11 protein-coding genes are annotated in these 11,714 nt (G+C 52.8%); 2 read left to right on the top strand and 9 right to left on the bottom strand.

The genetic code is table 11. The features are described 5' to 3' along the window. Window positions 1-447 precede the first annotated feature (447 nt). Window positions 448-957 carry an REP-associated tyrosine transposase gene (locus KF947_RS19195; RefSeq protein WP_133730323.1) on the top strand — a complete coding sequence of 170 codons (510 nt, stop codon included), beginning with the start codon at window positions 448-450 and terminating at the stop codon, window positions 955-957. 141 nt (window positions 958-1,098) lie between these two features. Here KF947_RS19195 and pgm read toward each other — a convergent pair whose 3' ends face one another. The 9 genes from pgm to KF947_RS19150 form a co-directional block, all read right to left on the bottom strand. Next, window positions 1,099-2,691 carry a phosphoglucomutase (alpha-D-glucose-1,6-bisphosphate-dependent) gene (gene pgm / locus KF947_RS19190; RefSeq protein ID WP_227404821.1) on the bottom strand — a complete coding sequence of 531 codons (1,593 nt, stop codon included), beginning with the start codon at window positions 2,689-2,691 and terminating at the stop codon, window positions 1,099-1,101. A 194-nt stretch (window positions 2,692-2,885) separates the two neighbouring features. Then, window positions 2,886-3,911 (bottom strand): porin, encoded by a 1,026-nt coding sequence (locus KF947_RS19185; RefSeq protein ID WP_227404820.1) that lies wholly within the window; start codon window positions 3,909-3,911, stop codon window positions 2,886-2,888. 226 nt (window positions 3,912-4,137) lie between these two features. Beyond that, window positions 4,138-5,196 (bottom strand): porin, encoded by a 1,059-nt coding sequence (locus tag KF947_RS19180; RefSeq protein WP_133730320.1) that lies wholly within the window; start codon window positions 5,194-5,196, stop codon window positions 4,138-4,140. A 264-nt stretch (window positions 5,197-5,460) separates the two neighbouring features. Next, window positions 5,461-6,264: a ProQ/FINO family protein gene (locus tag KF947_RS19175; RefSeq protein WP_227404819.1), complete on the bottom strand. Its 804-nt coding sequence runs from the start codon at window positions 6,262-6,264 to the stop codon at window positions 5,461-5,463. A 20-nt stretch (window positions 6,265-6,284) separates the two neighbouring features. Then, window positions 6,285-6,842: a dihydrofolate reductase gene (locus KF947_RS19170; RefSeq protein WP_227404818.1), complete on the bottom strand. Its 558-nt coding sequence runs from the start codon at window positions 6,840-6,842 to the stop codon at window positions 6,285-6,287. Next, entirely contained in the window at window positions 6,839-7,657 is an 819-nt protein-coding gene (locus KF947_RS19165; RefSeq protein WP_133730317.1) for a thymidylate synthase, read from the bottom strand. Before KF947_RS19165 ends, KF947_RS19170 begins: the two co-directional genes overlap by 4 nt. A gap of 113 nt (window positions 7,658-7,770) precedes the next feature. Then, window positions 7,771-8,565, bottom strand: a complete 795-nt coding sequence (lgt, locus tag KF947_RS19160; RefSeq protein WP_227404817.1) for a prolipoprotein diacylglyceryl transferase — start codon at window positions 8,563-8,565, stop codon at window positions 7,771-7,773. A 67-nt stretch (window positions 8,566-8,632) separates the two neighbouring features. Beyond that, complete coding sequence (locus KF947_RS19155) at window positions 8,633-9,430, bottom strand: sulfite exporter TauE/SafE family protein (protein WP_227404816.1); 798 nt, start codon at window positions 9,428-9,430, stop codon at window positions 8,633-8,635. Further along, the gene (locus tag KF947_RS19150) at window positions 9,427-10,653 is read right to left on the bottom strand and encodes a response regulator (RefSeq protein WP_227404815.1); all 1,227 of its coding nucleotides are present in this window, start codon (window positions 10,651-10,653) and stop codon (window positions 9,427-9,429) included. Before KF947_RS19150 ends, KF947_RS19155 begins: the two co-directional genes overlap by 4 nt. A gap of 202 nt (window positions 10,654-10,855) precedes the next feature. Between KF947_RS19150 and KF947_RS19145 the strand changes: the two genes are divergently transcribed. Beyond that, a complete protein-coding gene (locus tag KF947_RS19145; RefSeq protein WP_133730313.1) occupies window positions 10,856-11,650 on the top strand; it encodes an NRDE family protein in 795 nt (264 codons plus the stop codon). The last annotated feature ends 64 nt before the right edge of the window (window positions 11,651-11,714 follow it).

Genomic DNA, 11,714 nt, shown 5'->3' with positions numbered 1-11,714 from the left:
AGTGAGTACTCATTATCTTACCTCACTGCAGCCTTCTTTATGGCAAAACTAATAGCAGGTTAAACATATCCAGGTATTCGCAGGCTAGCTGCCCTGGAAAAATAATGTTCAGGAGAAGGATACGAAGCGTCCCTGCATCCCAAGTGAGGGTTAGACATAACGATCCCAATTTTCTCTACAGCGTAGATCATTCCCGCTCAACGCACTGCAGACATAGTTTTGTGAAGCTTTTCTAGATATACAGATGGTGGAATGGATATTTAAAATGACCAGGAAGACACAGCAATGCCCAACGGGTGCATTATCCAGTGCAAAGGGGGGGAAATTATTTCGGCCCGCCGGCACCTTGCCAATCTAGACACCCTAGGCAAGTCGTAGGCCCCCAACACTAATAACGATACGCTACAATGAGCCTTCATAACCCAATTTTTTTGCATGGAGGCAGGGGTGACATCCTATCGACGCACACATGTTCCTGGCGACTGCTACTTTTTTACCGTCGTTACCTACGCACGACAACCCCTTCTGGCAGATCGTCTCAATATCGAAGCCCTCGGGCGTGCTTTCCGCAGAGTTAAAGAAGAACGCCCCTTCGTAATGGATGCATTCGTACTGCTCCCCGATCACCTCCACTGCCTATGGAGACTGCCTGAAGGCGACGCGGACTACTCTTCACGATGGCGGGATATTAAAAAATACGCCTCACAGGAATTCTTCTTCCCACCCGGCACCCATAACGCATGGCAACGAGGCTTCTGGGAACACGCCATCCGTGATGAAAAAGACTGGCAAAGCCATATGGATTACATCCATTACAACCCCGTAAAACACGGCTGGACTAGAGCGCCCCAGGACTGGGAGTGGTCAAGCTTTCAACAATGCGTTCAAAAAGGCTGGTACGCCCCCGACTGGGGCACCCAAAAAGCCCCCTACATTGCCGCAATGGATTGGGAATAAAGGAGGAAACCCTGGCACCGCTGCGCGATGCTTCCGCGGTGCACTGGGGCTTATGTCGGGCTTCATCTGTATTTAGCTTTGTACCTGAACTCCATACACCAATCTTGGCAATAACAGCGGCGTTCAGCGGCGCTCTAAAATTCAGGCCAGTACACCAGCCAACAATACCTTGGCGTTCTCAATCAATTCATCCAAGTGCTGTGCGCCTTTAAAGCTTTCGGCATACACCTTGTAAAGCGATTCAGTGCCACTTGGCCGAGCGGCAAACCAGCCGTTTTGGGTAGTGACTTTGATACCGCCAATAGCAGCGCCATTGCCTGGCGCGTCTACCAATACAGCGGTGATAGTGTCGCCTGCCAGGGTTTTCTCAGTCACGCTCTCAGCGCTCAGTTTTTTAAACGCCGCTTTCTCTTCGGGCGAACAGGCGGTATCAACACGCTTGTAAAAAGGCTCACCAAAGCGCTCGGTAAGCGTACGGTAATACTCACTGGGCGTTTTGCCGGTGACCGCCATAATTTCCGCAGCCAACAAACACAGCACTATGCCGTCTTTATCCGTGGACCACGCCTTACCGTCGCGGGTTAGCAAACTCGCCCCCGCGCTCTCTTCGCCGCCAAAGGCGAGCCAGCCCTCGTGCAGGCCTTCTACAAACCATTTAAAGCCCACCGGCACTTCATACAGCTCGCGCTGATGGGAAGCCACCACTCGATCGATCATTGAGGATGATACTAGCGTCTTGCCTATTTTTAGCGACGCGGCCCATTCAGGGCGATGTGTAATCAGATAATCGATACACACAGCCAAAAAGTGGTTCGGATTCATCAGGCCACTGGCATCCACTATTCCGTGACGGTCAGCATCCGGGTCGTTGCCAAAGGCGATATCGAAGCGGTCTTTAATCTTGAGCAAGTTAGCCATTGCCGCCGGGCTTGAGCAATCCATGCGGATCTTACCGTCGTGATCCGGTGGCATAAACGCAAACGCCGGATCAACCGTGGTATTTACGACATCAAGATTCAGATTGTAGTGCGCCGCTATCGCCTGCCATACCGGCAGTGCGGTGCCGCCCATAGGATCGGCGCCTAACGCCAAGTCTGCGCCTTGGATGGCGGCAATATCCACCACGCTACCTAGCTTTGCGACGTAATGTGCCGTGAAGTCGTACTCCTGCGCGTGAGCAATCGCCTCCTCAACCGGCACGGTGAGCACATCTTCCAACTGACGCAGCAGATAAGCATTTGCACGCAGCTCAATCCAGCCGGTGGCGTCAGTATCCGCAGGGCCGCCGTGGTGCGGGTTGTACTTAATGCCGCCATCTTCTGGCGGGTTGTGCGAAGGCGTGATGATTAAGCCATCCGCGAGCGCCACATCTGGCGCCGCCTGATCGTGGGGATGATTGTGGTGCAGAATCGCCTGGCTGATCAGCGGCGTCGCGGTGTAGCCGTGATCTTTCTCGACAAATACCGGTACCTTATTGGCAGCCAACACCTGCAGCGCGCACTCCCAGGCAGGGCGCGAAAGCGCATGGGTATCAAAACCTAAAAACAGGGGCCCCTGATAGCCCGCCTCACACCGGTAGTCGACCACTGCCTGGGTGATGGCATAAATATGCGAAGCATTAAACGTACGCTCAATGGAACGGCCACGATGGCCAGAGGTACCAAACGACACCCGCTCCTGAGGGACGTTAGCACTCGGCTGCTGTTCGTAAAATGCTTTTAAGACGGCTTCCATTTTCTGAATTCCTTTTACGTAAACAAACAACCTCATCGGTTTTATGAAAAATGCCAACGCGAATAGTTATCTATAATTTATTAACCTACCGGCATCGTTCACTAGATGTTGAAGAGCATTGATAACACAAAAAGCCAACCATTGGAAAATGGTTGGCTTTTCATAAACGCGTAAGCTTTTGATAAATAATATTATCAGAAGTGGTACCGCGCCCCGGTTATCCAAAACATGTCCTGCATACCGCCACTACTCCGCACACTTGGTGAATCACTATCAGCCAATTCGATGAACACATCGAATGCACTGGAAAACTTGTAGTAACCACCCGCAGCCCAGGCGTTGCTCTCTTCACCTTCGTCACGGTCGACGTTGTAGTAATCTGCAGTAAACGCCCAGGGCCCTGTGGAATAAGTACCACCTAAACCGACCGTTTCGAACCCCTTTACGTAAGTGTCGCTGTTGTCTTGGGTTTCGATACCCAATCTCAGGGATAGCTGGTCAGATAGCGCGTATGTGCCAATAAGGCCATACAGCACTTCATCATTTCCGCTACCGCCACCACGAACTGCGTTTTCCACCGCACCAAACCCAATTTTGAACGGGCCTTGCTGATAGCGAATACCACCTTGGGCCGCGACATCAGAGCCACCCCCACTTTGCTCAGCAGGCGTTAATCCGCGCTCGCTGTAGTGCTTAACTTGTAGGAAAGAAGTAAAACCGTTCAGTTCTGGCGTGTAGTAAGCAATCGAATCGCCCCAAGACTGTAAACCCGATGATTTAAATAGCAATCCGCGGTCTTGATAAACGTCAAACGGCAGCGAGACAAACTGGGCATACATGCTATTAAAATTACCCGCCAGCAATGTGCCGTACTGCTTACTGGATAAGCCAATATAACTTTGTCGAGTTTCGTTGAAGCCCTGAGCCGTATTGCGCTCATCACCAGTAAAACGCCACTCCAAATGACCTAACGCCGTTAGATCTGAAGTGACTGCATGGCTCATTCGAAACCCTAGGCGGGAGTATACATCTACGAATTCCGGGCCATCATCGACCTTATTGCCAGCGCTATCAAACTCAGGGCCACCGCCCGCAATACCCATGGCAATACGGCCGTAAATATCCAGCTTCGTACCATCCTGGTCATAAAGCGCTGCGGCTTGAACCGATGTAATACTCAACAAGCTAGCTACCGCTACCGCCAACTGCTTCTTATGCATTAGAAATAATCCCTTGATACGCTAATTTTATTGACTGCTTTAGTTACCCAACTAAGCAGCCATATAATGTTATACAATATCAAGTAGCTATTAAAGGAAAAACGTTCTTATTTGTATTAGCATTTCAAAAGTAAAACTCCAACCATAAAAAACCGGCCCTTTAGAGGCCGGTTCTTTTTGGTTCTGCTAGGCAGTTATACTTTAAGCGTGGTGTTTAAAACCAAGCTTAGAAGTGGTAACGAGCGCCTGTCAGCCAGTATACGTCGTCGGTCAGGTCACCCAGGGTAACATCACGATCAACAGTCGGCGCATCGCCGTCAGCAAGCTCTAGGAATACATCAAAGTTGCTGGAAACTTTGTAGTAAGAACCAGCTGCCCAGGCGTTGCTGTCATCACGGTTGTCACGGTTGATGTTGTAGTAGTCAAGAGCGAAAGCCCAAGGACCAGTGGTGAAAGTACCACCCAGGCCTACAGTATCGAAACCGTTCTCACCAGTAGCGCTCGGCGTGTAGTTATCGTTCTCATCACGTGTCTCATAGCCCAGACGCGCAGAGAACTGGTCGGTAAAGTCGTAAGAACCGATCAGGCCGTAACGAACTTCATCATTACCGCCGCCTTCAACGATGTCGTCTACAAAGCCTAGACCCAGGGTCACAGGGCCTTGAGCGTAACGAACACCACCTTGCGCAGCCACTTCAGAACCATCGCTAGGCTCTAATTCGCCGCGTGAGCTGTAGTGTTTGCCCTGCAAGAAGACAGTGAAGCCGCTCAGATCAGGCGTGTAGTAGCCGATTGAGTCGCCGCGTGACTGAGTCGGGTGACCAGCAAATTCGAAGCCACGATCGATGTAAACATCGAACGGCAGAGAAACGAACTGGTTATAGAAGGCGTCAAAGTTACCGCCTTGAATAGTACCGAACTGATCGCTTTGCAGACCGATATAGCTCTGACGAACTTCTTTAAAGCCGGTGTTGCCGTTGCCGCTGGGGCCGGTACGCTCGTCACCGTCGAAACGCCACTCAACACGACCAAAGGCAGTCAGGTCGCTGGTAATTTCCTGGCTCATGCGCAGACCAAGACGTGAGTAAACGTCTACAAACTCAGCGCCGTCATCAACTTCCTGACCAGCACCATTGAATTCTGGGCCACCACCAGCAACACCCATGGCGATACGGCCATAGACATCCAGCTTAGTACCGTCTTGGTCATAAACGGTTGCTGCTTGGGCTGCAGCAGAAGCACCCAGGGCGCCAACGATAGCAGTCGCTAAAAGTGTTTTTTTCATGATGTAAGTTCCTTAACTCGTATACTGTTTCGATCGTTGCTGCTCAGCTCTTGATGAGCTGGCAGTTGGCTTTTGCGGGCCATGCTCTTTTGCCATCCGCCGGTTTTTCCCGGTGGTATGCGGCATGTCCTCAACTAAGCCTTGTTATAGTCCAATGCTCGCAGGACAAACTCTATACCGGGACTCAAGGGAACGCAATAGAAAAAAACAGTGTTTTCTTACTATTTGTGCTTTTTTATGGAACCCCTGCTGCTGGGCCCGGTCTCAGCGGCCTTTGAACTTCTGCTGTAAGTCTAACAATTTATCTTCCATGCTAAGCTGCTTACGCGACTCATCTTTTTCCCCTTCAGGCGGTTTAGAAGCCTCTATACGAGGTTTGTTAGCGGCAGGCGACGGTTTAGGTTGCGCTCTTTTTGGCTGCCTGGCCGCTTCCTTATCAGCGCGTTTTTCTTTTTTATCACCGCGTTTTTCTGCCGCATGGAGCGCCGCTTCCTTATCGACCTTGCCAGCGGGCTGTCCATCCAAATCGACTCGTTCTACGCCTTCTCGCACTGCTTTTATATAGCGAGGTAGGTTTACGTAGTTGGCTAAGGCGCGACGAATTAGCTTATTGGGCCACTCTTCCCGCTCGGCAAGCTCTTGGTGAATACCCACTTTTAGCGGTTTGGTGTGGCCCTTGAAAAATGCGTTGGGATACCGTTCGTACCACTGATTAAGCAAAGCGTGCGGTGAAGGTGTTTTGGCCGTTTCAGCGGTAGTGGATGATTCGGCTTTTTCTTCTAAAGCTGTTTCAACAGGGGCAGTCTCAACGGGTGCAGCTTCGTTATTTACTTTCTCTTCAGGAGCCTCTTCGTCGAGGAGTGCTGTATGGAGAATTGCTTCGCTATGGGTTTCAGTTTCTACTGCCGTCGTAGATTCCGAGCTTGGCAGGCTTTGCGCATGGGCATCTTTCTGCGCCAACTGCTGCTTTAGCCGCTGATTCTCTTCACGCAGGGCTTGTAGCTCAGCTTGTGTGCGTTCAAGACGCGTTTCTAAATCGTCTAACATATTTATTAAGCTGGCGGCCATAGCCTTCTCCTCTGCCCTATTCAGTCGGCGATGCGCTCGTAAACGACGAAATCATAGTTTGGCTGCCCTTCTGCTGGCTGCCCCGCTACGCGCTGTACTTCTTGCCACTCGTTGGAGTCGAAGTCAGGAAACGTTGCGTCGCCTTCTACATTTATATCCACTTCCGTTATGTACAGCCGCTGGGCAAAGGGTAATGCCTGGCGGTAAATTTCTCCGCCCCCCATTACCATGATCTCTTCTGCCGCTTCTATAGTGGCGTGCTGGTCGGCTAGCTCTAGCGCTGTGGGGAGGTCATGACACACACGCACGCCTTCGTGGGAAAACTCAGCATTGCGGGTAACCACCACATTAAGCCGGTTGGGCAGCGGCTTGCCAATGGAAGCGTAGGTTTTACGCCCCATCACCAGCGGTTTTGCCTGAGTAATGCGTTTGAAAAACTTTAAATCTTCGGGCAGGTACCAGGGTAACTTGCCATCTACGCCGATCACTCGATTTTTAGCCATGGCAACGATCATTGCCACCGGCACCAGGGAATCGAAAGCGCCGTTTTGGTTGCTCGTATCGTTTTGTTGGCTCATACCGCCACCTCGGCTTTTATGTGCGGGTGCGCCTCGTAAGCATCAATGTGAATATCTTCAAAACGGAATGCGAACAGGTCGTCTACTTCAGGGTTAAGCACCAACTTAGGCGCTGCATTAGGCGTGCGCGTTAACTGCTCTTTGGCTTGTTCAAGGTGGTTACTGTACAGGTGCGCGTCGCCCAGGGTGTGGATAAATTCACCCGGTTGCAGACCGGTCACTTGGGCGACCATGGCCAGCAGTAAGGCGTAGCTTGCAATATTGAACGGCACACCGAGGAAAATATCGGCGCTGCGTTGGTAAAGCTGGCACGACAGTTTTCCATTGGCGACATAAAACTGAAACAGGCAGTGGCAAGGCGGGAGCTGCATTTCATCGACCTGAGCCGGGTTCCAGGCAGAGACAATTAGGCGGCGCGACTGTGGCGTAGTGCGAATTTGACCGAGCACCTTGGCAATTTGGTCAACGCTGCCGCCTTTTGGGTCGGGCCAGCTCCGCCACTGGTAGCCGTAAACAGGGCCTAGGTCACCGTTTTCATCCGCCCACTCGTCCCAGATCCGCACCCCGTTCTCTTTTAGGTAGGCAATGTTGGTGTCGCCTTTCAGGAACCATAGGAGTTCGTGAATGATAGAGCGCAGGTGGAGTTTTTTGGTCGTTAGTAGCGGAAAGCCTCGCGATAAATCGAAGCGCATTTGGTGACCAAACACGGAGCGAGTGCCGACACCTGTACGGTCGTGGCGGTCAACACCATGCTCCAGAACGGTTTGCATCAAGTCTAAATAGGGTTGTTCAAGCGCGGGCGTTGTAGCAGTCACTGAATTTCCAAATTAACAGGCGATGTAGCGGTTTATTCTAGGCCCCCATAGCTGCCCGGTCTAGCGGTGCCGGCTTGTTAGCGCTATTAGACCACTTCCGGCACCACGGTACTTTAGCTTGCATCCTTTATGTCGACTGGCTGAGAGCGCGACCAGGCGATGATGACGAGGCCAAGCGCGATCATGGGGAGCGAGAGCAGCATGCCCATAGTAACCCAGCCGAAGGCGATAAAGCCGATGTGGGCGTCGGGCAGGCGGACAAACTCAACCAGAAAGCGGAACACGCCGTAGCAAACTAAAAACAGCCCGGATAAAAAGCCTCGTGCAGTCGGTTTGGCAGAGACCCACCACAGAATGGCGAACAGCACGAGACCTTCTAGCAAAGCCTCATAGAGCGCTGATGGGTGGCGTGGTTCAGGCCCCATGCCAGGGAACGGCATGCCCCAGGGCAATGAGGTCACACGGCCCGGCAGCTCATGGTTAATAAAGTTACCGATACGCCCGGCGCCCAAACCGATTGGCACCAGAGGAGCGATAAAATCGGTGAGCGTTAAGAATGCCAGCTGTTTACGCCGGGCGAATATCGAGGCGGCGAGCAGTACGCCGAGGAGGCCGCCGTGAAAACTCATACCACCATCCCATACGCGGAAAATCCACAGCGGGTCGGCTGTCCACTGCCCTAGTCCGTAGAACAGCGCGTACCCTAAGCGCCCACCAGCAACGACACCGATCGCACAGTAGAAAAGCAAATCACCGATATCGTCATTATTGAGACCGATACGTGATGCGCGCCGACAGCCGAGCCACCAGGCGGCGACAAACCCCACTACGTACATCAGGCCATACCAATGGACTTGCAGCGGCCCCAAAGAGATAGCCACTGGGTCAATCGTCGGGTAATTAATCATTTACACTCTCTAATCTGACCAAAGGAAGTATTTATAGCACTCACTCAACAAGCCAAACATTCACCGGCTAGGAGAGCAGGAAGCGAACCCCTACCACTGCCAACAGTAACGCGAAGGAGAGTCGTAGCGCATGGGCAGGCAAAACGTGGGCAAGTTTAACGCCTAAGCGGGCAAATGGAACGCTGGTGACAACAATACTGAAGAACGCTGGCCACATAACAAAGCCAGTCGCCCAAGCAGGCAGCAGCGGATTGCCCCACCCCACCACGATAAATGCCAGCGCTCCCACTAGCGCAATAGGCAGCCCGACCGCCGCTGCCGTACCTACCGCCTGGGTCATGCTGGCACCGCAACGTGACAATAGCGGCACGGTCATCGCGCCACCGCCAATCCCAAACAGCGCTGACACTGTGCCAATCGCCCCACCTGCCAGCGCCATTACCCAGTTGCTTGGCGCGGCACTGCCGGGTTTGGGCGTCAACCCAAACACCATCTTGGTGGCAATGAGTAGAACGAAGATGCCAAACATAGTTCCCAGCGAGGAGCCTGAGAGATTATCTGCAACAAACGCCCCAGCGACGGAACCCAACACTAAGCCTGGTAGCAAGGCTTTAAGCCATGCACGGTGAATGCTGCCGCGACGAAAATGCCCCAGCGTTGAAGATGAGCCGGTGACCAGGATAGTAGCGAGGGAGGTGCCAATGGCTAGATGCATGATAATTTCTGGGGCGATGTTTTGCAGCTCAAAGGCAAACACCAGCACGGGAACAATGATAATGCCACCGCCCACGCCAAACACGCCGGCCATTGTTCCTGCGACTGCCCCTAGAGCTAGGTAAATCGCTAACGTCATGGCGATGGTCATTCAGGCGGCGTTGCGTTAACAGAGCCTGGAAACCAGCGAGCAATCATATTAAGCAGCGTTTCGGGCTGATACGGCTTGGCGAGCAGGTCATCCATACCCGCGGCTAGACAGGCATCTCGCCCGGCATTGTCGACGTTAGCTGTTAGTGCGACCAGCACACTTTGACTGCCGCCACGTTCACGTTCGAACTCCCGCCAACGCCGAGTGGTTTCAAGACCGTCCAGGGTGGGCATAAAGATATCCATGAATACCAGATCAAAATTGGTACTTTTTTGGCGCTCCAGCGCCTGCTCTCCGCTGCTAACCCCTTCCACCTTTAAGCCTTGGGTTTCCAGCATTTGCCGGGCGAGCATCAAATTCACTGGGCCATCGTCGACGACTAATACACGCAAACTGCGCTGCTGAGCGGTAGGTTCGCCGCCAACTCCCGACTCATTGCCTACGGTTCCTTGTCCAGGGTTATGCCCATAAGAGCCTTGATCAGAACCCTGCTGGATAAGATTGGTCAATAGCGCACGTATATCCGACACGTGTTCGTGTACTTCCATGACGTTTTGCCGACATTTATCGGTAATTTCTTTATTAGCCATGGAATTCAAGTGATCTAACAAGTTGTCTGTTTCATGTTGCAGTAGTGACAAATAGCCTGATTTCAAACGCGACTCTTCCCGCGCTCTTTCCCGGCCAGCCATCAAATGTTTAAGTTGCCGTTGCTGGTGCTGGAGGTCGTCCAACAGCGTTTGTTCATGTTCCTGCCAGGTTTGCTTGGTGGCGGTGCTGGCCACTTGCGAGCAATTCATGCAGCGTTCAAGACCGGCTAGCACTTCATTAACGCTAGCCAACCGCTGAAGGGGTAAATGAGATTCATCAGCGGCATCTGGCGGTGAACATTTATGCTCAGGTAGCGCACGCGCTGCGGTGGTGCAGAGTGCCTGACTATGCCGTTCAAGCTCGGTGAGTTCTTGCATAAAACGAGCATCTTTATGCCGAGCACGTGTTTTAAGCAGCATAAGGAAGGCGCAGACATTCAAACTACTGCCGATCAGCAGGGCTGCCATCAGCCATAGCATCGTGCTCCACGAAGCATTGCTTGGCGACATCCACCACATCATGGCGCCAACCACTATGCAAAGCACAACTAATGCGGCTTGCACAAGCAGCAGAGGCCACAGAGATGGCCAAACGATGGCGTTCCAAAAGTGTTCCCTTTCATTGGATTGCATGATCTCGCCTTCCTATTGGCCATATGGCCGCTGATAACGTGACCGCTGATTAAGCTTTAAGCTGCCTGTCGATACTCACGCCATTCAGTGTAGTTATTTATGCTACAAACATGATACTGATGTAAGTGTACGTCTACGCTTCGTTACTGTCATGCGGCGGCTGCGTGAAACCTTTTCCACCCTTTTCACCTATGAGTTTGTTATGTGCTTGATATCGTTTGCTTGGCAACCCGGCACTTCCACCCCATTGCGGCTGATAGGTAACCGTGATGAGTTTTATGCGCGCCCCACCGCGCCGCTGGCTGAGTGGCAAGATAACCCCATGCTGGTCGGTGGGCGTGACTTAGAAGCCGGCGGCTCGTGGTTGGCGGCTAAACGCAGCGGCGTCGTGGCAGCCTTGACCAACGTACGCGATCTGCAATTAAACGTGCCCCCCGGCGCCCCAAGCCGGGGGGAACTGGTCGCTAATGCCTTGCAGTGTGACGATATCGAAGGGTGGTTATCTGCACTCAACGAGGGCGAGGCACTGCGCTACGCGGGATTTAATTTATTAGTTGCGACGCCACAGCGGCTTTGGCACCTGCACCGGGGCAGAGATTGCCTGACTCTCAGCGAGGTAGCTCCCGGCATTCATGGTCTATCCAACGCTGACCTCAATTCACCCTGGCCAAAGCTTTTGCATGTTCGCAATGCGCTTGAGCAGGATTTATTGCCAGCAGGCGCATCAAAGACTTGGCCAGGCGCCGTTCAGCGCGCGATGAAAAACCCGCAAGAAGCCGCTGACCAGGAGTTACCAAATACCGGCGTAGGGCTTGAACTGGAGCGCCAGCTCTCGGCGGCGTTTATTGTCGGCGAACGCTACGGCACTCGCGCCACCTCGTGGCTAACCTTGGATAGCCACGGGCACATCGAGATTACCGAGCAGCGCTTTGGGCCGCTGGGGCACTTTGAGGGTGAAACCACACTGGCTCTGCCCAGCGATGCGCCAACCTCCTAAGCATTGATTGTAACGCCCAAACATTCGCGAGCTGAAGCTCCCTCTCACGGGAGCTACCATCAGG

Origin of the sequence: Halomonas sp. FeN2, assembly GCF_020595105.1 — a bacterium.
Lineage (GTDB): Bacteria > Pseudomonadota > Gammaproteobacteria > Pseudomonadales > Halomonadaceae > Vreelandella > Vreelandella neptunia.
This window is presented reverse-complemented; position numbering and strand designations above follow the sequence as displayed.